Genomic DNA, 22,970 nt, shown 5'->3' on the forward strand with positions numbered 1-22,970 from the left:
CGCTAAATCGTTGCGCGATTAACCGAAAAACTTCTGGCCGTTTTTGGCCATTTCACGCAGCTTTTCAGTTGGCTGGTACAACGCGCCCAGATCGGCGTACTTATCGGCCAGGGCTACAAATTCGGCCACACCAATGCTATCGATGTAACGCAGTGCACCACCACGGAACGGCGGGAAGCCAATACCGTAGATCAGGCCCATATCGGCCTCGGCAGCGGTTTCAACGATGCCATCTTCGAGGCAGCGAACGGTTTCCATGCACAGCGGAATCATCATGAAATTGACGATATCTTCATCAGTCAACTCACGCTCTTCGCGCACAATTTCTTTAAGCAGTTCGTAAGCTTTCGGGTCAACGACCTTCTTCGGCTTACCGCGCTTGTCGGTCTCGTAGGCATAGAAGCCTTTGCCATTTTTCTGGCCCAGACGATCAGCGTCGTACATCACGTCGACTGCGGTACGGCCTTCCACCGCCATGCGGTCCGGGAAGCCTTCAGCCATTACGTCACGGCCGTGGTGGCCAGTGTCGATGCCAACAACGTCAGACAAATACGCCGGGCCCATTGGCCAGCCGAACTTCTCCATGACTTTGTCGATACGGGTGAAATCAACACCGAACTCAAGCAGCTTGGAGAAACCACCGAAGTATGGGAACAGCACGCGGTTGACCAGGAAGCCCGGGCAATCGTTAACCACTACCGGGGTTTTGCCCATCTTCTTGGCGTAAGCAACGGTCGTTGCAATCGCGGTTTCGCCAGACTTCTCACCACGGATCACTTCAACCAGCGGCATCATGTGCACTGGGTTGAAGAAGTGCATACCGCAGAAGTTTTCTGGGCGCTTCAGTGCCTTCGCCAACAGGCTGATGGAGATGGTCGAGGTGTTGGAAGTCAGGATCGCATCTTCACGAACGACGCCTTCAACTTCAGCCAATACAGCCTGCTTGACCTTCGGGTTTTCAACGACAGCTTCGACCACAATATCAACGTGACCGAAATCACCGTACGACATGGTTGGGCGAATGGCGTTCAGTGCCTCAGCCATTTTGGCCGGAGTCAGACGACCTTTTTCGACACGCTTGCCGAGCAGCTTGGAAGCCTCGTTCAAGCCCATCTGGATACCCTCTTCACGGATATCCTTCATCATGATCGGCGTGCCTTTGACAGCCGACTGATAAGCGATACCGCCACCCATGATGCCAGCGCCGAGCACGGCAGCCAGTTTCACGTCTTTAGCGATTTCGTCGTAATGCTTGGCTTTCTTCTTCAGCTCCTGGTCGTTCAAGAACAGGCCAATCAGGCTTGCGGCCACCGGCGTCTTGGCCAGTTTTACAAAACCTTTAGCTTCGACTTCCAGCGCTTTGTCGCGACCGAAGTTTGCAGCTTTCTGAATGGTTTTGATGGCTTCAACCGGCGCCGGGTAATTCGGGCCAGCCTGACCTGCAACGAAACCTTTGGCGGTTTCAAAGCACATCATCTGCTCAATTGCATTGAGCTTGAGTTTTTCCAGCTTAGGCTGACGCTTGGCCTTGTAATCCAACTCGCCGCTGATGGCGCGCTTGATCAGATCCAACGCAGCAGCTTGCAACTTGTCAGCGTCAACAACGACATCAACAGCGCCAGCTTTCAGTGCATCTTCAGCACGGTTTTCTTTACCTGCGGCAATCCACTCGACAGCGTTGTCGGTACCGATCACACGCGGCAAACGTACGGTGCCACCAAAGCCCGGGTAGATGCCCAGCTTAACTTCCGGCAGGCCAACTTTAGCGCTAGAGGCCATGATGCGGTAATCCGCGGCCAAGCACATTTCGAAGCCACCGCCCAACGCAATACCGTTGATAACGGCCACGGTTGGGACTGCAAGGTCTTCAAAGTCGCTGAAGATTTTGTTGGCTTCAAGGTTACCTGCGACCAACTCTTCGTCAGGCAGCTTGAAATTCTCAACGAATTCGGTGATGTCGGCACCGACGATAAATACGTCTTTGCCGCTGGTAACAATCACGCCCTTGATCGAACCATCGGCCTTAATTGCATCTACAGACTGACGCAATTCGTTCAGGGTAAGACGGTTGAACTTGTTGACGGATTCACCCTTGAGGTCGAAATTCAATTCGACAATGCCACCCTCAAGAGCTTTAACCGTGATGGCTTTACCTTCGTAAATCATCAACTGATCTCCACGATATGGAAGCTAAACAGTACACATCAGAGCCAACCAGCAAGCTGCTCCGCGGCTGAGCCGCCTAGAGTAGCGTTAAAAACGCCTGGCACACCCACTGATGCGATATTCGAGCAGTAAAGGCGTCGTTTATTACAAACAAACGCTCAATTCATACGCCCGTTTGATTTGGGTCGGCACACATTCAGGGAAAAGACTTAACTTGTCAATTGTCGATCGGTGAGTGAAAGCCGACAAAAATGCTGGAAAACCCTGCCAGAGCCATGCGAGCTGTGGCCTGCAAAGGATTATTAGCAAATCTTTTGACCTGTAATTCAGCAACAGTCGGCCGCAAAAGCAGCGCAATAACACGCTAGTAAATCAGTCCACGGCCCGGTACATTTATAGACAGATGGCAGGCAAAGACCTGCCACAACTTGCCAACCAAAACAACAACGAACCCTACTAAAGGGTCTATGGAGCGCTGCATGACAAGCCGAATGCTTGCCATTTCTCTACGTACTTTCCTAGTTATCGCTATGCTCCTGATCAGCCCGCTTAGCCCAGCTGCAACGACTCCGGCAGAGAGCCTGCTACAGCTTCACCAGATGCGCCTTGACACCCAAAAAAGCCTCAGCAGCTTCTACATGTATAACAACATGGAAGGTGATCAGCGTTATGCGCGGATGATCGATGAGGCTATCAGCCAAGCCAATCAGGCCTTAGCGGGCTTGCAAGATTTAAACGGGGACAGCTCGAAAGCTCTCAGCGGCCAACTGATTGAGCTCTGGAGCAGCTACGAGAGCAACCTCAAACAATTAGTTAGCACCCTTAAAGCCCAAGGCTATACCGACTTGCAGCCGGTGGCAGATCTGGCCGAACACAATCAAAGAATCATGGCGCTGAGCCAAGAGCTCTACAGCAAGATTGAGCAGGAAAGTGGCTATAGCGTGCCACCGCTGATTCAGCAAAGCCGTAAGCAAAGCCTATTGATGCAAGCTATTGCGGTCGATTATTCATCGCGCAGTGCATCGGTAGGAGCGACCTTCATGGGCGGCGGTGACAGCCGTAGCATCGAAGAGTTGGTCAGCGAGTTTGCCAGCACTCTGAAGCAGCTCAGTCAGGCGCCTGAAAATACGGATCAAACCAGTGAAACGCTGAACAATGTAGGCACAAAATGGAACTACATTGAAAAGTCATTGAAAAATTACAATGAAAACAGTGTACCCTTCTTGGTTAGCAAGTACTCAGACAGCATCATTGAGGAGCTGGAACGGCTATCCTCACAATATGCAGCTGCATCGACCTAAGCGCTCAAGCAATTATGCGAAATAACCGCGTCGATATGGGTACACAGAATTTACCGGCCTGCCTGGCCAACTTTCCAGCCCGGTGCTTGCATCGGGCTTTTCTTTGCCTGCTAAAAGTAGCTTTTGAGAAAACCGCTGATCGCTTCCAGATCCTGTGCTTTAGCACTCTCACCCCAGCACACGGCAACCATTTGCGGACTCAGCTCAGCCTTGTAGACATCTGCAGGCAAGCTCGCCAACTGCTCAGCAAGCCCAGCATTCGCGCACGGCTCACGCCATTGATTGAGCCACTGCCCCGGCTCTGCCTGCCAATAACACCAGCTGTCCTTATGCCCACGACGCCGCGCCAGGTGATACTGCGGACAAGTGGCGGGCTGCCCACGCTGCATCCAGTGCGGCCACTCTTGGCGCGATATATTCACGGCCAAACCGAATTGTCTGGCCTGCATACGCACATCCATGCGCCCACGCAAACGCCGCGAAGGCATGAGCATTGCCAAGGGGCTGAGCACACAAAAAAGCAAAGCCAACACAATCCAAGTGGTCATAGGGTATATCTCTATTGTAAAAGCCTGCCGCAAGCGCTAATTAACGTTCATACTTAGATTCATCGACTATCCATTTAAGGAGTCTCTCATGTCCTACACACATATCTTGGTCGCTGTAGACCTAACCGAAGAGTGCGACCCGGTCATGAGCCGTGCGCAAATTCTGGCACGCAACAACGACGCTAAGCTGTCAGTAGTGCATGTTGTCGAACCAATGGCCATGGCATTTGGTGGTGACGTGCCAATGGATTTGTCGATGCTGCAACAGCAGCAATTTGATCAGGCCCGTGAACGCCTTGATACATTTGCAGTGAAATACAACGAGCTGGCCGCTGATCAACGGCATCTGACCTACGGCCAACCGCGTCAAGAGATCCACCGCCTAGCTGAAGAACAAGGTTGCGATCTGATCATTGTGGGTAGTCATGGTCGCCACGGCCTCGCCCTGCTGCTTGGATCTACCGCTAATGACGTGCTTCACGGCGCCCCTTGTGATGTGCTCGCCGTGCGCTTGAAAAAGCCTGAGTAAACTTCACAGCGGTGCCCAAGCCTGCCAGCTTAGCTGGCAGGCTTGGGCAGTGTCACTCCAAACCCTCTCCCGCACTCATCACCATTGGCCGGACTTTCTGTAGCTGGGTTTCCAGCGAGTAGGTCATGCTTGATGACATCGAAAAGAAAGTTAAAAACGCCTTCAAATTAGAGTCACCCTTGCAAGTGTCGTGAATCCGCTGCCAGAACGCCTGATTAACCAACTGCAATTGCTGGAACATCCGCACCAACCCCTTCAACTCCCAGTCGGCATGACGCCCTTCTCGCGAATTGAAATATTGACGCGACAAATAGAGTGAGAATGCGCGCAGGATAAACTCCTGATTACTGGCAAACGGCAGATGGTGCTGTGCCATCGGCTTTAGTTTGCCCAGCACTGGGCACGCGCTGGTTGCCATGATCACCCCAAGCAAAGCACGCAACCCCTCTTCGAGCCCTGCGTGCTTGGTGTATTCACGCTCAGGTGTACGCACCCAGACCATGGCTTTAGCAAATGCAGGCAAGCCTTGGAAGTCTTCGATCACGCGGTGCAGATCCACTGCAGCCGGGCAATGACTAAAACTGTCTTTGCTCAGCGGACAATTGCTGCATTGTTGGTTGCTCAGGCGTGTCCATGCCGGTGCACTGGTTGCTTCTAACGGATCGTATTCACGGTCCAGCTCGATGCGATAATTAAACTGATGACTGTCGTCGAGAGTAATGCGGTACTCGATAGACATTGAATTCTCCAGCAGGCTTAAGCGCTACAGTCCATGACTGCATAAATGCCCAGCCCTCTAGAATGAGGGCTGGGCTCTTATATTCAAGACGGTCCAGACTATCGGAGAATTAGCCTTCCAGCTCTGCCCAACGTTCCAGTAAGTGATCCAGTTCCTCTTGCAGTACCGGCAATTTGGCCAAGACCTCCGCGGTTGTTTCAGCGGGCTGTTGGTAGAAGGCCGGGTCAGTGATTTGTGCCTGAACCGCCGCCATCTTTTGCTCGACTGCATCAATCTGTGCGGGCAAGGCTTCCAACTCACGCTGCAGTTTGTAGCTAAGTTTTTTCTTGGCTGGAGCACTCTGCTCAACCACAGGCGTTGCCGCTGGCTCAGGTGCTGCAACCACTGCAGAAGCCAGCTCAGCCTTACCGGCTTTAGTTTCACCAACCCCCAACAAACGTGCCGAACCGCCTTGGCGGATCCAGTCCTGATAGCCGCCGACGTATTCACGCACGCGACCTTCGCCTTCAAACACCAGCGTGCTGGTCACCACGTTGTCGAGGAATGCCCGGTCGTGGCTGACCATCAGCACGGTGCCCGGGAAAGTCAGCAGAACTTCTTCAAGCAACTCAAGGGTTTCAACGTCGAGGTCATTGGTCGGTTCGTCGAGCACCAGCAAGTTTGCTGGCTTGCTGAATAGCTTGGCGAGCAGCAAACGTGCACGCTCACCACCTGACAGGGCTTTAACTGGTGTACGTGCGCGCTGCGGGCTGAACAGGAAGTCGCCAAGATAACTCAGCACATGTCGGCTCTGGCCGTCGATCTCGATAAAGTCACGGCCTTCAGCTACATTGTCGATAACGGTTTTTTCCAGATCCAACTGATGACGCAGCTGGTCGAAATAAGCCACATCAATGCGCGTACCTTCATCAACACTACCGCTGGTAGGTTGCAGGCCACCAAGCATCAGCTTGAGCAATGTGGTTTTACCGGTACCGTTAGCACCCAGCAAACCAATTCGGTCACCACGCTGCAGCACCATCGAAAAATCCTTAACCAGCATCGGACCATCAGGATGGGCGAAGCTGACGTTCTCAAGCACCATCACCTGCTTGCCTGATTTCTCGGCTGTTTCCAGCTGAATGTTGGCTTTACCGGTGCGTTCACGACGCTCACTGCGCTCAACGCGTAGCGCCTTGAGGGCACGAACACGGCCTTCGTTACGGGTGCGTCGGGCTTTGATGCCTTGACGAATCCACACTTCCTCTTGCGCTAGGCGCTTGTCGAACAGTGCGTTGGCGGTTTCTTCAGCAGCCAGTGTCGCTTCTTTATGCACCAGGAAACTGGCGTAATCACCATTCCAGTCGATCAGGCCGCCACGGTCCAGTTCAAGAATACGGGTTGCCAGATTCTGCAGGAATGAACGGTCGTGGGTAATAAACAGCACTGCGCCCTGAAAACCAATCAGCGCCTCTTCCAGCCAGGCAATAGCGCCAATATCCAAGTGGTTGGTTGGCTCATCGAGCAGCAGCAGATCAGGTTCAGAAACCAATGCCTGGGCCAGCAAGACGCGACGGCGCCAACCACCGGACAGCTCAGCCAGCGTTTTGTCGGCAGGCAATTGCAAACGGCTCAAGGTGCTGTCGACCAACTGCTGCAAGCGCCAGCCATCACGGGCTTCAAGGTCTTGCTGCACGTGCATCAGTTTATCGAGGTCAGCCTCGTTTTGAATGTTCTGGCTCAGGTGATGGTATTCAGCCAGCAACGCACCGACGCCATCCAGACCTTCAGCCACAACGTCAAACACTGTACGTTCGTCGGCACGCGGCAATTCTTGCGGCAACTCGCCTATTTTAAGACCGGGAGCGCGCCACACGGCGCCTTCATCCGGTTTTTGGTCGCCCTTGACCAACTTCAGCATGCTCGATTTGCCTGTGCCATTACGGCCAATAATACAAACGCGCTCGCCTCGGGCTATCTGCCAAGACACCTTGTCCAGCAGCGGCATGGCGCCGTACGCCAGGGAAACATCGGTGAACTTAAGCAGGGTCATGGTACGCCTCAACATTTATGCAGCGACTGCGCTAGCAATATTCTTCGGAGAAAAACCGTAAGTTACTGAATAACTGCGGCCAACCCCTTTAAATACAGTGTTCGCATCGCGAAATTTGATTAGCGGAGCGTTAATGCTCCGATAAAAAACTGGGCGCGCATTCTAACCGAGTTGAGCCTCGGTATTGCGGGCATTTTTCATTATTAACGCATGCAAGGCGCCAGTTGGCTTTCGCCCACCCCAAGCAAACAGCTAAGCTAGGGACATCAAGCGCCGAGCTGCACAGCGCCCAATCAGATCCCACGCATGGAAGTGTCATGTCCCGCCGACTGTTAAAACTGTTTTCTTGCTTAATCATCTCGGCCACTGCTCTCTCCGCCGCACAGGCCGCGAGCTTGAGCCAGCAACGCCAATATTACGATGAAGCTAAACGCGCCCTTGATAAAGGTGATAGCGGCCCGTACCGGCGTTATGCGAGCGCGCTAAGCGATTACCCGTTAGAGCCCTACCTGGCCTATACCGAGCTGACTGCGCGACTAAAATCTGCCAGCAATGCCGAAATTGAGCGCTTTCTTGCTGATCACGGTGATTTACCTCAAGCCAGCTGGATGAAATTGCGCTGGTTGCGCTGGCTAGCAGAACGTGGCGACTGGGCAACCTTTGCAAAATATTACGACCCTGCGCTGAATTTCACCGAGCTCGATTGCCTGAACGGTCGCTACCAAATGGGCCACGGTAAAGTTGCTGAGGGTTACGCCACCGCAGAAAAACTCTGGCTGGTGGGTAAATCGCAACCTGAGGCCTGTGATCGCTTATTCGACGCGTGGGCAGCGGCAGGACAACTCACAGAAAACAAACGCTGGCAGCGTGCCAAATTGGCGGCCGAAGCACGCAACTACAGCCTCACCAGTTACCTGACCAAAGACACGCCGACACTCAGCGAAGAAGGCAAGCTACTGATTGATGTCGCACAAAAGCCGCAACTGCTGAGCAACCCTGCCCGCTTCACCCCAGTCGATGGGCCAATGGCTGACATCGTCAGTTTGGGCTTGCGCCGCCTCGCCCGCCAGGATCCAGAGAAAACCCTGAGCCTGCTCGATAGCTATGCTCAACGCATGCATTTCTCTGATGCGGAGAAAATCTCAATCGCTCGCGAAGTAGGTTTATCGCTGGCCAAGAACTTTGATCCACGCGCGCTCGCCGTAATGGCCAAGTACGACCCTAAACTGCAAAACGACACTGTCAGTGAATGGCGCGCCCGTCTGTTGATGCGCCTGGGGCGCTGGGAAGAAACCTACAAGCTGACCCAACAAATGCCCACCGAGCTGGCACACACCAGCCGCTGGCGTTACTGGGCCGCTCGCAGCCTGCAACTTTCCAAGCCAAACAGCGCAGAACCAACGCAGCTCTATCGCAGCCTGGCCACTGAGCGCGACTTCTACGGCTTTATGGCTGCAGACCAAGTCAAGGTTCCATACAAGTTCAACAACAAACCGCTGGATCTCGACCCCAGCGTCGTCAAAAAAGTGCGCAATACGCCAGGTATTCGTCGCGCCATAGAATTTCACGACCGCGGCCAAATTGTTGATGGCCGCCGCGAGTGGTATCACGTCAGCCGTCAGTTCGACCGCGACGAGCTGGTCGCTCAAGCACGTCTTGGTTATGAATTACAGTGGTACTTCCCAGCAATTCGCACCATTAGTTTGGCCAAATACTGGGATGATCTGGACGTGCGCTTCCCGGTAACTCATCGCTCATCACTCAATAATGAAGCTAAAAAACGCGGCCTTCATTCCAGCTGGGTGTTTGCAATTACCCGCCAGGAAAGCGCCTTCATGGCCGATGCGAAATCGCCTGCTGGCGCCATGGGCTTGATGCAGTTGATGCCCGCTACAGCCAAGGAGACCGCGCGCCGTTTTGATATCCCGCTGAGCAACCCGAATAATGTGTTGATCCCTTCGGTCAACATTAAGCTGGGCACTGCTTACCTGAGCCAGGTTTACGCGCAGTTCAATGGCAATCGAGTACTTGCGACTGCGGCTTACAACGCGGGTCCGGGGCGCGTTCGCCAGTGGCTACGCGGCGCCGATCACCTGCCGTACGATGTATGGGTTGAAAACATCCCATACGATGAAACCCGCCAATACGTGCAGAACGTGCTGTCATATGCCGTCATCTACGGTGAAAAACTTAACGCACCACAGCCATTGATTGCCTGGCATGAGCGTTACTTTGATGATCAATAAGTCTTGATCAGCAGCAAAAAGGGGCCTTATGGCCCCTTTTTGCTTGATAGCTGCGCCCGGCGCTATTCAAGCACCTCAACCGGCATACCCAGATCAAGCTTACCCGAGCTCAAAGCAATCAGGTTTTGTCCAAAGAACACATCACCTTCTATCTGACGATAGGTTTTTAGTGTGGTCAACGGCTCACGATCCGCACTGCGCTCGCCTGTTGCCGGGTCAAGGGTGGTCATGATGCAACGCGAGCAACCCTTGGCGACCTTGAACTCGATGCCCCCGATTGCGATACGCTTCCAGCTATCCTCAGCGTATGGCTCGCTGCCTTCGACCACCACGTTGGGACGAAAGCGCAGCATTTCCAAATCACGCCCCACCCGCTTGGATAAATCATCCAGCGAGGATTGGCCAATCAACAGCAAAGGGAAACCGTCAGCGAAAGCTACTTTTTGGCCGATCTCTGCATACACCGGGTCGATCTGTCTGGCCCGTTCTGGCGCGACGTACACCAACCGGCATTCACGCTGCAAAAACTGGCTCAACCACTGTGCAGCACCATCACCTGCATCCGGCACACGCAAGCTGTCGCGCCAGATATGCACACCGCGTAAATCTTCACTGTCCTGCGGCACGGCAACCTGCAAGTCAGGCATACCCGGTGCGCTCAAAAGCAATTCACCGGGGCTTTGCCAGTGAGCTTTTATCTGATTCATCTGGCCTAAAAGACGCTGGGTAATAAAGCGCCCGCTCTGCGCATCAACTACCATCCAACGGCGATCACCTTGCACACCTAAAGAGTCAAGCTGGGTGCTTTGCAGCAATTCGGCAGCGCCAGACTTAAGTGGGTAACGATACAAACCAGAGAGACGAAACATGAGCCAGCACTCCAAAACTCAAAACCTTGTTATACGAGCATGCGCCAGCGCTCACAAGCCCGCGTTAGGCCTTACTGTTATTTTGCTACTAACTGCGTGTAGCGCTAGCTCACCGGCGACCCTGGGCGTGAATGCGGGGCGCTTTGAGCCATGCCCCAGCTCACCAAATTGCGTAAACAGCCAAGCGACAGACAGCGAACATAAAATCGCACCACTGGCGCTCAATGGCAGCCCAGCTGAAACCCAAGCACGGCTGTTGCTAGTCATCGCCGAGCAGCCGCGCGCGACACTTACCAAAGCCGAGGGTAATTATCTGCGGTTTGAGTTCACCAGCGCGCTGATGCGCTTTGTCGATGACGTTGAGTTTCTGATCGGCAGCCAATCCGTCGAAGTGCGTTCAGCATCGCGTCTGGGCTATTCCGATATGGGTGTGAATCGACAACGGATTGAGACCATCCGCGAAGCATTAGCCAAGGGACCCCCTGAAAAAGGTAGCGAGCGACGATAGGACAAGGCACAACGACCAACGGGAGTAACAGCCAAAGGCTGGCCCAAAGGGCGAGCGCCAGCGAGTCAAAACTGCGAAAAAGCGACCGGGGTCGCGCTCGACTTTACGTGTTGTAAATGAGCATTTTGAGCAGTTTTTTAACGCAGTACGGACTGCCCCAGTAATATCGAGCGCAGTAGTTTTTCAGATGTTCCCAAGCAGCCTTGAGCGACCGCTTGGCATGCAGAATTTAAACGTCTAGCTCAAGGCGCTGACGTACAACATCCACTAACTTGTCAGGTTGGAATTTCGACAAGAAGTTGTCGCAACCCACCTTCTTCACCATGGCATCGTTAAAGCTGCCCGATAGCGAGGTGTGCAATACGATATACAAACCCGCCATGCGCGGGTCCTGGCGGATTTCAGTAGTGAGGCGATAGCCGTCCATCTCTGGCATCTCGGCATCGGTGAACACCATCAGTAATTTATCAGTAAGCACTTCACCTGCGTCCGCCCAGCCTTTGAGCATGTTCAAAGCCTTTAAGCCATCGCTGGCAACGTGCATCTTGACGCCGAGTTGACCGAGGGTCTCACGCAACTGAGATAACGCCACACTGGAGTCATCGACCAGCAGTACCTCGCGACCCTGCGCTTTGTGTAACAGTGGGTCACTCAGGCGTTCGCTGGAAATTTTCGCGCTGTAAGGGACAATTTCAGCCAAGACCATCTCAACATCGATGATTTCAACCAGCTGTTCATCAACCTTGGTTATTGCCGTCAAGTAATGCTGACGCCCTGCTCCGCCTGGTGGTGGCAGAACAGCCTCCCAATTAAGATTGATGATGCGCTCGACGCCACCTACCAGAAACGCCTGAACTGAGCGGTTGTATTCCGTGACGATGATGGTGCTTTGTTCGGTCGGCACAATCGGACGCATACCGATCGCCTGTGACAGGTCGATCACTGGTATGGTTTTACCCCGTAGATTAACCACCCCACAGACACACCGATGACGGTTTGGCATCAAGGTTAATTTGGGCATGTGCAGGACTTCCTGCACTTTGAAAACGTTAATCGCAAACAGCTGACGCCCGTTCAAACGGAACATCAGAATTTCCAGACGATTTTCACCCACCAACTGCGTGCGTTGGTCTACCGAATCTAGAATTCCGGCCACTGCGAGCTCCTGTTATATAGACCGACTACACCCGGTATATCGGCAGGCATGTACATAACTGGAGCGTGCGCCAGAAGAATCTATCCCTAGCCCCTTCTGAGCGCATTACTTACTGATACTCAAGAACGGCTCAATAACGGCGAATAGACCGGCAAATGAACACGTAGCGCTTTCTCAAGCGCTTTGAAGCGCAGCTTCGTGGCGTTCATCGGCTCGCCATCAAGGTTGAGATCAAGCCCTTCTGGCGCTTCAACTTCGAGCCAGGCAACACGCGCCCCCTGCGAAACACTTTCGACACCATTCATTGAGCCTGACAGCATCGTGCCCAGCGTGCCGACCATGTCTGGCGCGGCAGGCACGATGCAGACATCCAGCAAGCCATCATCAATACGCGCATTCGGGCACAACACATGCCCTCCGCCCGCTTGGGAACCGTTACCAATACCTAATGCTAAAAACTCGCCTTCCCAACTGAAATCCGGGCCTTTAAAACGCCCGAACGCCGTGCGCACTTCGGCAAAGCGACTTAACCCAGTCAAAAAATAGGCTGCCCCACCGAGCATCTTTTTTAAATCTTCCGGGGTATTCGTCGTGACACTGGTGCCAAAACCGCCAGTGGCCATGTTCAGGAATATGTGCTCATTGACCTCACCCAGATCAATGGGCGTCGGCTCATGGTCGAGTAAATCAAGCGCCTCCTGTATATCCACTGGCACCCCGGCCGCGGTCGCAAAGTCGTTGGCCGTACCCAGACCGAGAAGAACCAAACTGGCATCGCTGTCTGCGAGCGCAATCACTTCGGCAACCGCACGCAAGGTGCCATCACCACCACCAGCAATCAACGTCGGGTAGCCAGCCGCAAGCGCTTCACGGGCTATACGTTGAGCATCGCCAGCTTCCCAGGTGACTCTTACCGCGATCTCCCAGCCCTGCTCGCGTTTAGCGTGGATAGCAGTGCGTAGCGCTTCGTTCAGCGCCTGCTTGCCATGCAAAATCAACAGCGCTTTGCGTTCACTCATTGATTGCTCCTTGTAGGACTTAAAGCTTATTGGATGATGGGCGAAAGCCTTCTCGCCTGATTAACAGACCACGGCACAATGCATTTGTCGCTGATTACCTAGAAATGTTGAGTCTAAGGGGTAAATCAACAAACTGCTGCTGAATAAAAACTCGAGCCCACCCATCAAGCAATCAATTAAATAGATATAAATTATCCACAAAAAGCGCTTTTTATAACAACTAAACTGATAGAAACTTACCTCATTACCACTTGATAGCGCTTACCGACCACAGGTTGCGTATCACTCACTGAGGGGATATCGAAATGATTGAAGTTCGAGCTTTTGCGGACCTCGGCGGCGCCGAGCATGGTTGGTTGAATGCACGTCACCACTTTTCTTTCGCTGAGTACTATGATCCGCAGCGCATGTCTTGGGGCGATCTACGCGTTTGGAACGATGATGAAATCGCTGCGCACTCAGGGTTTCCACCGCACCCACACCGTGACATGGAAATTATCACCTATGTTCGCCAAGGCGCGATTACCCACAAGGATAACTTGGGTAACCATGGTCGCACTGAAGCCGGTGATGTGCAGGTGATGAGTGCGGGCACCGGTATTGCCCACAGCGAATTCAACCTGGAAGACACCACCACTAAAATCTTCCAGATTTGGATCACCCCGAATCAGTTTGACTCACCCCCATCATGGGGAGCCAAGCCGTTTCCTAAAGGCGACCGCGCTGGCAGTTTTGTGACATTGGCAAGTGGTAACACTGAGGATAAAGACGCGTTGCCTATCCGGGCAAATGCACGCGTTGCAGCTGCGACGCTGAAAGCCGGGCAAACGACTGAATATGTGCTCGGCGCTGACCGCAAAGCCTATCTAGTTGCTTCTACAGGCGCCTTTGAGATCAACGGCGTCGCAGCTAAAACCCGAGATGGCGTTGCTGTTCGTGACGTTGAAGTACTCACTGTGACCGCTAGCGAAGACACTGAAATTGTCTTGGTCGACGTTGCATAAGCAAACACTGTACTGCCCGACAAAGCCCTCTGCTTACTCAGAGCCGGGGGCTTTTGTCGTGCGTTTTGCGGCCTGGCCAGTTTTTAAACGTACAATAGGGTTGGCTAATCACACCATAAGAACAACATGAACAGTCTTGGTTTCACCGCCGCGCCCGCCCTGCTTAAATACCTGCGCCATGCAGAGTTCTTAGGCCTTGATGCTGATCAGGCATTGCAGGCTGCAAACTTGTCGCGTGAAGACCTCAGTGACAACGCCAAGCGCATCCCCAGCGACAACCATGAGCGCTTGCTCAAGTATTTTCTCATGCACTCCGATGACCTGTTATTCGGCCTGAACAGTGCCCGCTATGTACAACCGGGATCGTGGAGTGTGCTCGGTTACATCACCCTAAACTGTGCAACCCTGGGTGAAGCGATTAGCCGAATCGTGCCCTATGAAAAACTGGTCGGTGACATGGGCGTCAGCCGAGTTGAAAGCCATACAGAGCAAACCCGATTGATCTGGAGTTGCCGCCATGATGAACCGCTGATACGTCGGCACATGGTTGAAAATGTTCTGGCATCCTGGCTGCTGTACGCCCGCTGGATAGCTGACAAGGACTACTCACCAGCCGCAGTATGGTTTGAGCATCCCCAACCAGATGGCGTACACAGTGAAGCCTACCAAGCTGCATTTGGCTGCCCAGTATTATTTGAGCAACCCTGCAATGCACTGATAATCCCCAATCAATTACTTGCAATTGAGCTGCGCCAAGCAGACCCGAACCTGCTGCGTACGCTGGAAGAACATGCGCTGGCGTTGATGGCAAAATTCGATGATGAGCAGCCACTCCCTGCACGGGTAAAGGGCGCCCTGCGCTTGCTACTCAAAGACGGTTTACCCCGTAAAGAGCGAGTTGCAGAACGCTTCGACATGACCGTGCGCACCTTGCAACGGCATCTGCAGCAAGCAGGCACAAGCTATCAATTGATACTCGATGAATTGCGCCAGGAGCTTGCTGAGCATTATTTACTGCGCAGCGACTTACCCGTGCAAGACATTGCCAGCTACCTTGGCTTCAGTGAGTCGAGATCGTTTCACCGCAGTTTTAAAATCTGGACTGGGCAAACACCGGGCGAGTATCGACTGACACATCGCCCAAAGGGTTAGTCTGCGCCGCTTTAACCGAGAATTTCACTCATTGGAATAAAGCGCACGCTATCACCTTCAGCCAAGGCTTTGCCCTCGAGCACCTCCGCCAATCCTTCAGCCCAAGCCGCACTGCGCAGCACGCCCGAGCTTTGATTCGGGTGCATCACCACCCGGCCATTTTCAATTCGCGCACGCACGTACTCACGGCGATTACCCACCTTACTCCAAGCGAATCCAGCGGGCATTGGAAAACCCAGTGGCTCAACCCTGGCAACACCCATGCGCCGCAGTAAATATGGGCGTGCCAGCAAACCAAAGGTCACCAGCGTCGAAGCCGGGTTACCCGGCAAACCCAACACCGGCACGCCACGGAAGGCACCAAAGGTCAGCGGCTTTCCTGGTTTGATCGCCAGCTTCCAAAGCGCTAACTCGCCCTCTTCACGCAGTGCCGCGCCGAGAAAGTCAGCCTCTCCCACCGACACCCCTCCGGTTGAGAGAATCAAGTCAACATCGTTGAGCGCTGCAAGTGCATCTCGCGTCAGTTGCAGATCATCAGCGAGTATTCCCGCGTCAATCACGTCACACCCTAAACGCTGCAACCAAGTACAGAGCAAGCGACGATTACTGTTGTAGATCTGTCCGGGGCCAAGTGCTTGCCCTGGCTCGATCAACTCATCGCCGGTCGACAGCACGGCAACCCGAACTCGCTTGTATACCTGCAAGCTGCCCGCGCCGAGAGATGCGGCCAAGCCCAGTTCAATCGGCCCCAACCGAGTACCTGCAGGCAATACGCAGTCGCCGACCTTGGTTTCCTGGCCTTGGGCGCGAATGTTTTGGCCCACAAGCATACGCTGGCTAAAGCTGACACGTTGATCATCGCCAAGCTGCACATTCTCTTGCATCTCAACCACATCGGTACCCGCTGGCAATGGCGCGCCGGTGAAGATCCGGGCACAGGTACCAGGCTCAAGCGGTTGCGGTAATGTGCCCGCAAGAATCCGTTGACTGACCCGCAATGGCTCACCCTGCCAGTCGGCCAAACGCAGTGCATAACCATCCATTGCACTGTTTGCCCATGGCGGCAGATCCAATGATGAAACGAGCGCCTCAGCCAACACACGACCGTCAGCCTCAGCCAGCTTGACCGACTCAGTCTGCTCAATCGGCGCAGCATCGGCCAACGCCATCAAGCGCTCTAAAGCAACTTCTACCGGCAATAATCCGGGTTGATCACAGCTGCTCATCCACGGCTCTCGCACGCAGCGGCTTGTTTCAGGTGCGGGACAAAGTTGCAGGGGCGATGGCTGGCATCCAGTTGCTCAGCAAGAATCCCATCCCAAGCGGTACGACAAGCATTTGTCGAACCCGGCAAGCAGCACACCAGCGTGCCGTTAGCCAAGCCAGCCAAAGCTCTGGATTGAATGGTCGAGGTGCCAATATCAGGCACAGAAATCTGCCGGAACAACTCACCAAAACCATCGACGTGCTTGTCCAGCAAACAGCTCACGGCTTCGGGTGTGCTATCGCGCCCGGTGAACCCCGTACCGCCAGTGATCAGCACAACTTGCACCAGCTCTTCGGCAATCCATGTCGCGACTTGTGCACGGATCTTGTACAGATCGTCTTTAAGCAACACCCGGGCAGCCAAGTTGTGACCGGCAGCTTCCAGACGATCAACCAAAGTCTGTCCCGAAGTATCGTTGTCGAGGCTGCGCGTGTCGCTGACGGTCAATACTGCAATGTTCAGCGGGACAAATGAGGTGTCGAGTTTGTGGCCCATAACAGAGTTCCGGTTGTTCAAATAATTGCCCAATGTTATATCACAGGCTCCCTTTTAGAGATTGCTTGATGTCAACTCGGACCCAGTTTAATCAGTGCTCAATCCTGATCCTTGCGGGTGGCCGTGGTCAGCGTATGGGCGGTCGTGACAAAGGGCTGTTGCTGTGGCGTGATAAGCCATTGATTGCGTGGCTGCATGATCTGGTGCGCCCGCTTAGCGATGACTTGATCATCTCGTGTAACCGCAATAGCGGCGATTACGCACGCTATGCAGATCAGTTGGTTGCCGATGATGACAGCGACTTCCAGGGACCGCTGGCCGGCATCCGCGCGGGGCTGAAGGTTGCCTGTCATGAGCACGTGCTGGTCCTGCCCTGCGACGCGCCAATGCTCGACCTGAAACTACTCAAGGATCTACAAAAACTCGCTGGCGATGTTCCGGCTGTCGTGCGCCAGGGTGAGTACCTTGAACCCTTGTTCAGCGTGATTCCACGCCAGTTGAGCAACCAGCTGGAGACAGCATGGCTCGCCGGTGAGCGCAGTCCGCAACGCTGGTTGCGCAGCCTTGATCCACGCGTTCTTGACTGCCCCGATCACGACCCGCGCTTAGCCAACATGAACACCCCGGAACTCCTCAACACCACTATCAAGTGAGCAATTTCGCGGAAGTTGACGGAACTTTGGCGCCAGCGACCTATCTTAAGTTTGGTACGTAATTTCAACCCATGAGGAGAAACACCATGAGCCAACGGACAATCGCAGCATTATTCCTGACTCTGGGCCTTGCGACTCTGGCAGGCTGCGCTTCACCGACGGTAATAACCCTCAACGACGGTCGTGAAATCCAGACTGTTGATGAGCCTGATTACGATGACGAGTCAGGCTTCTACGAATTTGAGCAACTTGATGGCAAGCGTGCTCGCGTCAATAAAGATGAAGTTCGCACCGTTAAAGAGCTGTAATTGCAAACTACCCCCGGGTGTTGCCAGCGCTTCGCTCGGGTGTAGTGCTTTCCCCTTCTCTTAGGGTTTTGGCTGCCGCTGCCTTGCGGTAAAACCAGCCATAGCAACCGCGCCCTGTTTTACGCCACGGCTTACAAACGCAAGCTGCTTCTTCTTACAACCCCAAACTGCTTCGCTTACTGGCGCTTATTCGAGCGCTTGGAACGCTCTCACCAGCGCATTACTCAAATCTACCGTTGAGAACTTGGTCAGCATATCGTTGGCCCCCACTGAGCGCGCTTTCTCAGTGTTCATGGTGCTGTCGAGCGAAGTGTGCAACAGCACGTAGGTGTCGCTAATGTCCGCAGTCTTGCGAATTTCACGCACCAGGCTGTAGCCATCCATCTCTGGCATTTCAATATCTGAAACCAAAACCTCAATCGGCATGCCCTTTTGATGCTGTTCCTGCAATACCGCAAATGCACTGGCAGCGCTGCGCACTGACTGACAATCAAGACCGAGTTTACGCAAGGTATTTACCGTCTGATGCAGTGCCACATGCGAGTCATCGACCACCAGCACCCGACGCCCTTCGAGCATTTTTAAATCAGCACTGGATATCAGTGAATCATCGAGCTCCTCGGGCTCTGCAGGTGCAATATCATGCAGAACTTTTTCGATATCGAGCACCTGTACGATTGCCCCGTCGATCTGCGTCACGCCCGTAATAAAAGCACGGTTACCTGAGCCTGCTGGCGGTGGCTTAACATCGCGAGTTGAGCACTGCACGATGCGCTCAACGGCCTGCACATGCAGGCCCTGACGCGAACGACTTAACTCGGTGACGATCAAGCAGCCCTCGTTCGTGGCGTTATTACCGCGCTCACCAATCGCCCGCGCCAGATCAATCACGGTCAATGAAGCGCCACGCAAACTCGCAATACCACGCACATGCGGATGACGATTAGGTAACTTGGTCAACACAGGGCAAGCAATGATTTCATTAACCTTGAGCAGGTTAATCCCCAGCAAACGACCACTGTGCAGGCGAAACAACAGCAGCGATAAGGAATCTCCCAAAACTGCACTCACCGCGTCACTCCCCTTCGTCAATAAATAGTGCTGAGCGACTGATTCATCAGCTCAGAAAAGCAACCACTTGCTCAGCTTCAAATGGCCAGTTCAATTCGGCCCCAGTGTCACAACGACGCAATACCGGAATCAGCAAGCCATAGCGTTCGACCCATACCGGGTCATCTGCAATATCCACTAATTCAACTAGCAGACCATGCTCAACAAAAGGCATTAACAGTGCCTCGGCCACTTCACATAAATGGCAACCAAGGGTGCCAAACAGTTGGCATTCGGGCAGCATTTGAGCATCTCCTGTCTTTGGTTCAGGCTCTGAAGTGTGCAGTTTAGCACCCTGTACACACTCGCCTGACGCCTAAAACATTCAGCAACTCGCCATGACACACCCAAGTATTACGCGTTGAAAGCAACCGACAGACTGTCTGTTGCGAACCTGTTCGTAACGACCTATCAAACGTTGACGGCAGAGCCAAAGAAAACTTTAACGGCGAAATCAGTCTACTTTTCAAGCGACCCGACGAATCGTTAAATCACGGCTAATGGCCTGCTTATCGGCTCCGTAAAGACTGATCATCGGTTCGCAGACTAAAGTCTAAAAGCAAACCGTTGGCTCTCATGCTTTATTTCATTGCGTCGTAGTAGATCTGTAGTAGATCGACTCGCCCCATGAGGAGACAACAATAATGATTCAGACTCCCCTTGCCCGTGCTGTGGCTATCGCCACGCTAGGTGCCTGCTGCGCACTGCCGACGGTTGCCCATGCCGAGTTTTTCAAAGACAGCAAAGCAACCATTGAGGCCCGTAATTTTTACTTCAACCGTGACCTGCGTGACACCACATCAGCCCAACAGTCAAAACGCGAAGAGTGGGCACAGGGATTTATCGTTAAAGCTGAGTCTGGCTTTACGGAAGGGACTGTTGGCTTTGGTCTTGATGCCTATGCCGGGCTTGGCCTAAAGCTTGATTCATCTGCCGACCGTACAGGCAGCGGCCTGTTACCCGGAGCTATTGGCACTGAAGCACCAGACGACTACTCCGAAGCCACCGCAACGGCCAAAGTCAGAATATCCAAGACGATTGGCAAGATCGGCGGTTTAACGCCAAAACTGCCTACCATCTCGGCAAACGACTCCCGCCTGCTGCCGCAAACCTTTCTCGGCGGGCATATCAACTCTCAAGAAATTGCCGGCTTGAATATTGATGGCGGTGTGATCAAAGAACAGAACCAACGTGATTCATCCAACTTTGAAGACCTGAGCATCAACGGTGGCGGCAAGCGCAATTTTAATCTGGGAGGCAGCGAAGCCGACGATTTCAATTTTGCCGGGGTCTCCTACAAATGGACTGACAACCTCACTACTGGCTACAACTACGGCGAGCTGGAAGAGATCTACAAACAGCACATCGTTAACCTGGTCCACGTGTTACCGATTGGCGACAAGCAAAGCTTGAAGACTGACCTGCGCTATGCACGCTCCACGGACGACGGCAACACTAACGTCGACAACAACGCATTTGGCGCCATGTTTACCTACGCCCTGGGCTCTAGCAGCTTCGGCCTGGGTTACCAGTCAATGAGTGGCGATACCGGCTACGCCTACATCAACGGCACCGATCCGTTCTTGGTCAACTATGTACAAATTGGCGATTTTGCCAACAAAGACGAGAAGTCCTGGCAAGCACGCTTTGACTACAACTTTGCGGGTCTGGGGGTTCCCGGCCTGACCTTCATGACGCGCTATATCAGCGGTGACAATATCGACCAACTGAGTGCAGCGACTGATGAAGACGGCAAGGAATGGGAACGCAACACCGACATTGCTTACGTCTTCCAAGACGGCCCGCTGAAGAACCTGGGAGTCAAATGGAGGAACGCAACTGTACGCAACAACTTCGCTAACGACATGGATGAAAACCGCCTAATCGTCAGCTACACGCTGGCCTTGCAATAACCTGCAGCAGGCAATAAAAAACCCGGTCTAACCGGGTTTTTTATTGCTTGAAATCATTAGTCCTGACTCACCGCACCGATCTTATGTATCGATAGATCAGCACCGTAATATTCCTCTTCCTGACTCAAGCGAATGCCCATGGTTGTTTTCAGCAAACCGTAAACCACAAAGCCGCCAAGCAACGCCACTGCGACACCAAGCCCAGTGCCGATCAACTGACTGACCATGCTCACACCTCCCAGCCCGCCCAGGGCTTGCTGACCAAATATACCGCAAGCAATCCCACCCCAGACGCCACACAATCCATGCAAAGGCCAGACACCCAACACATCATCAATCTTCCAGTTTGCCTGCGCCGCGGTGAATGCCCAGACGAAGAATGCTCCCGCAACAGCTCCCGTAACCAAAGCCCCAACCGGGTGCATCAAATCGGACCCCGCGCACACGGCAACCAACCCAGCTAGCGGGCCGTTGTGCAAAAAGCCGGGGTCATTACGCCCGACAAATAATGCAGCGACAGTGCCGCCGACCATCGCCATCAAGGTGTTAACCGCAACCAGGCCACTTACGCTGCCAAGGGTTTGCGCGCTCATCACATTGAAACCAAACCAACCGATAATCAAAACCCAGGAACCCAAGGCTAGAAAAGGGATGTTCGAGGGCGCGAACGCAACCAAGCGCCCATCACGATAACGACCGTCACGGCGACCCAATAAAATCACCGCGCCAAAGGCTAACCACCCGCCCATAGCATGCACGACAACGGACCCGGCGAAATCGTGAAAAGCAGCACCAAACTGCGCCTCAAGCCAAGCTTGAAAACCGAAGTTGCCGTTCCAGATCAGGCCCTCAAAAAACGGGTAGATGAAAGCAACAATCAACACCGTCGCACACAGCTGCGGCCCGAATTTCGCGCGCTCGGCAATGCCCCCGGAAATAATCGCCGGGATGGCTGCAGCAAAGGTCAAAAGAAAGAAGAATTTGACCAAGGCATAGCCATTGCCTTCAGTCAGAACTGCTGCTGGCTGAAAAAAAGTCACGCCATATGCGACCCAATAACCTATAAAGAAATAGGCCAAGGCAGAAACCGCAAAGTCTGAGAGGATTTTCGATAAGGCGTTCACTTGGTTTTTCTGGCGTACCGTACCCACCTCAAGGAAGGCAAATCCGGCATGCATCGCTAAAACCATCACGGCACCCAACAAAATGAAAAGGGTGTTGGACCCATGAATCAGCGTTTCTACAGCACTGTTAATGTTTTCCATCGGCAAGCGACACTCCGTCTACAGACCAAGAGCACCAATTCGGATCTTTTTATTAATGCGCGCACCAATAGGAAGCACCGAGAATTGTTTGCTGATGACAGCAACCTCACGAGACGCTCCAATTTCGTGCCGCCCGAATCTGGCAGAATCGCACTTAGTCGTTATTTATTAATGGGTTAGCCTTGCACCAAAGTGCAAAGCAGAGCAGCCTGAAAGCCCCAATTAAGCGCGTGAACGCACAGACCTGCACCACGACAATGCAATCGCTATACCAAACGGACGATACTGGCTCGGCAGTGATATCAGATTGAACCCTTGTAACAAATGCCACTCGAAGCATATAGACGTTCTATAACATCAAGGAGAGTTGAAATGGCGCGTAAAAAAACCGTCTCGAACCAAGATGAACTTCTAAACGAGTTTCAAGCATTAGTGCGCGATACCGAGTCACTGCTCCAGCAATCAGCCGGGCTCGCGGGTGATCAAGGCGAAGAACTGCGTGATCAAATCCGCAACAGCCTGAACCGTGCACGTTCAACCTTGCACTCAGCCGAAGAAGCCGTGATTGAGCGGGGCAAGGCAGCTGTTGATGCGACCGAAGGTTACGTCCAAACCCACCCATGGCAATCTATCAGTATCGCCGCCGGTGTTGGTATGCTGCTCGGTATGTTGATTACTAAGCGCTAACGG

At 53.4% G+C, this 22,970-nt stretch carries 22 protein-coding genes; 10 read left to right on the forward strand and 12 right to left on the reverse strand.

Going from position 1 to position 22,970, the window contains the following annotated elements; all coding sequences use genetic code 11:
- Positions 1 to 18: 18 nt before the first annotated feature.
- Positions 19 to 2,166 (reverse strand): fatty acid oxidation complex subunit alpha FadB, encoded by a 2,148-nt coding sequence (gene fadB / locus B9K09_RS14180; RefSeq protein WP_087517428.1) that lies wholly within the window; start codon positions 2,164 to 2,166, stop codon positions 19 to 21.
- Between the two features lie 479 nt (positions 2,167 to 2,645).
- Here fadB and B9K09_RS14185 point away from each other — a divergent pair, with 479 nt between their 5' ends.
- Positions 2,646 to 3,467 carry a hypothetical protein gene (locus B9K09_RS14185; RefSeq protein ID WP_087517429.1) on the forward strand — a complete coding sequence of 274 codons (822 nt, stop codon included), beginning with the start codon at positions 2,646 to 2,648 and terminating at the stop codon, positions 3,465 to 3,467.
- Between the two features lie 110 nt (positions 3,468 to 3,577).
- On the opposite strand, the gene B9K09_RS14190 is transcribed toward B9K09_RS14185, so the two are convergent.
- On the reverse strand, positions 3,578 to 4,015 hold the full coding sequence (locus B9K09_RS14190) for a hypothetical protein (RefSeq protein ID WP_087517430.1): 438 nt from the start codon (positions 4,013 to 4,015) through the stop codon (positions 3,578 to 3,580).
- Between the two features lie 88 nt (positions 4,016 to 4,103).
- Between B9K09_RS14190 and B9K09_RS14195 the strand changes: the two genes are divergently transcribed.
- Positions 4,104 to 4,544 (forward strand): universal stress protein, encoded by a 441-nt coding sequence (locus B9K09_RS14195; RefSeq protein ID WP_087517431.1) that lies wholly within the window; start codon positions 4,104 to 4,106, stop codon positions 4,542 to 4,544.
- 52 nt (positions 4,545 to 4,596) lie between these two features.
- On the opposite strand, the gene B9K09_RS14200 is transcribed toward B9K09_RS14195, so the two are convergent.
- A complete protein-coding gene (locus B9K09_RS14200; RefSeq protein WP_087517432.1) occupies positions 4,597 to 5,283 on the reverse strand; it encodes a hypothetical protein in 687 nt (228 codons plus the stop codon).
- A gap of 109 nt (positions 5,284 to 5,392) precedes the next feature.
- Positions 5,393 to 7,315, reverse strand: coding sequence for an ATP-binding cassette domain-containing protein (locus tag B9K09_RS14205; protein ID WP_087517433.1), 1,923 nt, complete (start codon positions 7,313 to 7,315; stop codon positions 5,393 to 5,395).
- A 317-nt stretch (positions 7,316 to 7,632) separates the two neighbouring features.
- On the opposite strand from B9K09_RS14205, the gene B9K09_RS14210 reads away from it, so the two are divergent.
- Entirely contained in the window at positions 7,633 to 9,561 is a 1,929-nt protein-coding gene (locus B9K09_RS14210; protein ID WP_087517434.1) for a transglycosylase SLT domain-containing protein, read from the forward strand.
- Between the two features lie 62 nt (positions 9,562 to 9,623).
- Here B9K09_RS14210 and B9K09_RS14215 read toward each other — a convergent pair whose 3' ends face one another.
- Positions 9,624 to 10,430 carry an MOSC domain-containing protein gene (locus B9K09_RS14215; protein WP_087517435.1) on the reverse strand — a complete coding sequence of 269 codons (807 nt, stop codon included), beginning with the start codon at positions 10,428 to 10,430 and terminating at the stop codon, positions 9,624 to 9,626.
- A 127-nt stretch (positions 10,431 to 10,557) separates the two neighbouring features.
- On the opposite strand from B9K09_RS14215, the gene B9K09_RS14220 reads away from it, so the two are divergent.
- Complete coding sequence (locus tag B9K09_RS14220) at positions 10,558 to 10,938, forward strand: DUF1499 domain-containing protein (protein ID WP_218191967.1); 381 nt, start codon at positions 10,558 to 10,560, stop codon at positions 10,936 to 10,938.
- Between the two features lie 229 nt (positions 10,939 to 11,167).
- Here B9K09_RS14220 and B9K09_RS14225 read toward each other — a convergent pair whose 3' ends face one another.
- Both B9K09_RS14225 and yegS read right to left on the reverse strand, forming a co-directional pair.
- On the reverse strand, positions 11,168 to 12,094 hold the full coding sequence (locus B9K09_RS14225) for a chemotaxis protein CheV (RefSeq protein WP_087517437.1): 927 nt from the start codon (positions 12,092 to 12,094) through the stop codon (positions 11,168 to 11,170).
- A gap of 119 nt (positions 12,095 to 12,213) precedes the next feature.
- Positions 12,214 to 13,113: a lipid kinase YegS gene (gene yegS / locus B9K09_RS14230; protein ID WP_087517438.1), complete on the reverse strand. Its 900-nt coding sequence runs from the start codon at positions 13,111 to 13,113 to the stop codon at positions 12,214 to 12,216.
- A 305-nt stretch (positions 13,114 to 13,418) separates the two neighbouring features.
- On the opposite strand from yegS, the gene B9K09_RS14235 reads away from it, so the two are divergent.
- Both B9K09_RS14235 and B9K09_RS14240 read left to right on the forward strand, forming a co-directional pair.
- A complete protein-coding gene (locus tag B9K09_RS14235) occupies positions 13,419 to 14,117 on the forward strand; it encodes a pirin family protein (RefSeq protein WP_087517439.1) in 699 nt (232 codons plus the stop codon).
- A 126-nt stretch (positions 14,118 to 14,243) separates the two neighbouring features.
- On the forward strand, positions 14,244 to 15,269 hold the full coding sequence (locus B9K09_RS14240) for an AraC family transcriptional regulator (protein ID WP_087517440.1): 1,026 nt from the start codon (positions 14,244 to 14,246) through the stop codon (positions 15,267 to 15,269).
- Between the two features lie 11 nt (positions 15,270 to 15,280).
- Here the strand turns inward: B9K09_RS14240 and glp are convergent, their stop codons facing one another.
- Both glp and moaB read right to left on the reverse strand, forming a co-directional pair.
- Positions 15,281 to 16,495 carry a gephyrin-like molybdotransferase Glp gene (gene glp, locus B9K09_RS14245; protein ID WP_087517441.1) on the reverse strand — a complete coding sequence of 405 codons (1,215 nt, stop codon included), beginning with the start codon at positions 16,493 to 16,495 and terminating at the stop codon, positions 15,281 to 15,283.
- Positions 16,492 to 17,031, reverse strand: coding sequence for a molybdenum cofactor biosynthesis protein B (moaB, locus tag B9K09_RS14250; RefSeq protein ID WP_087517442.1), 540 nt, complete (start codon positions 17,029 to 17,031; stop codon positions 16,492 to 16,494). Before moaB ends, glp begins: the two co-directional genes overlap by 4 nt.
- Before the next feature lie 68 nt (positions 17,032 to 17,099).
- Between moaB and mobA the strand changes: the two genes are divergently transcribed.
- Both mobA and B9K09_RS14260 read left to right on the forward strand, forming a co-directional pair.
- A complete protein-coding gene (gene mobA, locus B9K09_RS14255) occupies positions 17,100 to 17,684 on the forward strand; it encodes a molybdenum cofactor guanylyltransferase MobA (RefSeq protein WP_087517443.1) in 585 nt (194 codons plus the stop codon).
- Positions 17,685 to 17,770: 86 nt separating this feature from the next.
- Positions 17,771 to 17,992 (forward strand): YgdI/YgdR family lipoprotein, encoded by a 222-nt coding sequence (locus B9K09_RS14260; RefSeq protein ID WP_087517444.1) that lies wholly within the window; start codon positions 17,771 to 17,773, stop codon positions 17,990 to 17,992.
- A 186-nt stretch (positions 17,993 to 18,178) separates the two neighbouring features.
- Here B9K09_RS14260 and B9K09_RS14265 read toward each other — a convergent pair whose 3' ends face one another.
- Both B9K09_RS14265 and B9K09_RS14270 read right to left on the reverse strand, forming a co-directional pair.
- Positions 18,179 to 19,063 carry a chemotaxis protein CheV gene (locus B9K09_RS14265; RefSeq protein WP_087517445.1) on the reverse strand — a complete coding sequence of 295 codons (885 nt, stop codon included), beginning with the start codon at positions 19,061 to 19,063 and terminating at the stop codon, positions 18,179 to 18,181.
- 46 nt (positions 19,064 to 19,109) lie between these two features.
- Positions 19,110 to 19,346, reverse strand: a complete 237-nt coding sequence (locus B9K09_RS14270) for a glutaredoxin family protein (protein WP_087517446.1) — start codon at positions 19,344 to 19,346, stop codon at positions 19,110 to 19,112.
- 400 nt (positions 19,347 to 19,746) lie between these two features.
- On the opposite strand from B9K09_RS14270, the gene B9K09_RS14275 reads away from it, so the two are divergent.
- Positions 19,747 to 21,015, forward strand: a complete 1,269-nt coding sequence (locus B9K09_RS14275; RefSeq protein ID WP_087517447.1) for an OprD family porin — start codon at positions 19,747 to 19,749, stop codon at positions 21,013 to 21,015.
- 56 nt (positions 21,016 to 21,071) lie between these two features.
- Here B9K09_RS14275 and B9K09_RS14280 read toward each other — a convergent pair whose 3' ends face one another.
- Positions 21,072 to 22,280 carry an ammonium transporter gene (locus tag B9K09_RS14280; RefSeq protein ID WP_087517448.1) on the reverse strand — a complete coding sequence of 403 codons (1,209 nt, stop codon included), beginning with the start codon at positions 22,278 to 22,280 and terminating at the stop codon, positions 21,072 to 21,074.
- A gap of 372 nt (positions 22,281 to 22,652) precedes the next feature.
- On the opposite strand from B9K09_RS14280, the gene B9K09_RS14285 reads away from it, so the two are divergent.
- The gene (locus B9K09_RS14285; protein WP_087517449.1) at positions 22,653 to 22,967 is read left to right on the forward strand and encodes a YqjD family protein; all 315 of its coding nucleotides are present in this window, start codon (positions 22,653 to 22,655) and stop codon (positions 22,965 to 22,967) included.
- Positions 22,968 to 22,970 lie beyond the last annotated feature (3 nt).

It is taken from the genome of Pseudomonas sp. M30-35 (assembly GCF_002163625.1).
GTDB lineage: Bacteria > Pseudomonadota > Gammaproteobacteria > Pseudomonadales > Pseudomonadaceae > Aquipseudomonas.

Coding starts and splice junctions, on each gene's coding strand:
- B9K09_RS14280 (WP_087517448.1), bottom strand. CDS start 22,280: ATGGAAAACATTAACAGTGCTGTAGAAACGCTGATTCATGGGTCCAAC.
- B9K09_RS14185 (WP_087517429.1), top strand. CDS start 2,646: ATGACAAGCCGAATGCTTGCCATTTCTCTACGTACTTTCCTAGTTATC.
- B9K09_RS14195 (WP_087517431.1), top strand. CDS start 4,104: ATGTCCTACACACATATCTTGGTCGCTGTAGACCTAACCGAAGAGTGC.
- B9K09_RS14235 (WP_087517439.1), top strand. CDS start 13,419: ATGATTGAAGTTCGAGCTTTTGCGGACCTCGGCGGCGCCGAGCATGGT.
- glp (WP_087517441.1), bottom strand. CDS start 16,495: ATGAGCAGCTGTGATCAACCCGGATTATTGCCGGTAGAAGTTGCTTTA.
- B9K09_RS14215 (WP_087517435.1), bottom strand. CDS start 10,430: ATGTTTCGTCTCTCTGGTTTGTATCGTTACCCACTTAAGTCTGGCGCT.
- B9K09_RS14200 (WP_087517432.1), bottom strand. CDS start 5,283: ATGTCTATCGAGTACCGCATTACTCTCGACGACAGTCATCAGTTTAAT.
- B9K09_RS14240 (WP_087517440.1), top strand. CDS start 14,244: ATGAACAGTCTTGGTTTCACCGCCGCGCCCGCCCTGCTTAAATACCTG.
- moaB (WP_087517442.1), bottom strand. CDS start 17,031: ATGGGCCACAAACTCGACACCTCATTTGTCCCGCTGAACATTGCAGTA.
- B9K09_RS14205 (WP_087517433.1), bottom strand. CDS start 7,315: ATGACCCTGCTTAAGTTCACCGATGTTTCCCTGGCGTACGGCGCCATG.
- mobA (WP_087517443.1), top strand. CDS start 17,100: ATGTCAACTCGGACCCAGTTTAATCAGTGCTCAATCCTGATCCTTGCG.
- fadB (WP_087517428.1), bottom strand. CDS start 2,166: ATGATTTACGAAGGTAAAGCCATCACGGTTAAAGCTCTTGAGGGTGGC.
- B9K09_RS14190 (WP_087517430.1), bottom strand. CDS start 4,015: ATGACCACTTGGATTGTGTTGGCTTTGCTTTTTTGTGTGCTCAGCCCC.
- B9K09_RS14210 (WP_087517434.1), top strand. CDS start 7,633: ATGTCCCGCCGACTGTTAAAACTGTTTTCTTGCTTAATCATCTCGGCC.
- B9K09_RS14275 (WP_087517447.1), top strand. CDS start 19,747: ATGATTCAGACTCCCCTTGCCCGTGCTGTGGCTATCGCCACGCTAGGT.
- B9K09_RS14260 (WP_087517444.1), top strand. CDS start 17,771: ATGAGCCAACGGACAATCGCAGCATTATTCCTGACTCTGGGCCTTGCG.
- B9K09_RS14285 (WP_087517449.1), top strand. CDS start 22,653: ATGGCGCGTAAAAAAACCGTCTCGAACCAAGATGAACTTCTAAACGAG.
- B9K09_RS14270 (WP_087517446.1), bottom strand. CDS start 19,346: ATGCTGCCCGAATGCCAACTGTTTGGCACCCTTGGTTGCCATTTATGT.
- yegS (WP_087517438.1), bottom strand. CDS start 13,113: ATGAGTGAACGCAAAGCGCTGTTGATTTTGCATGGCAAGCAGGCGCTG.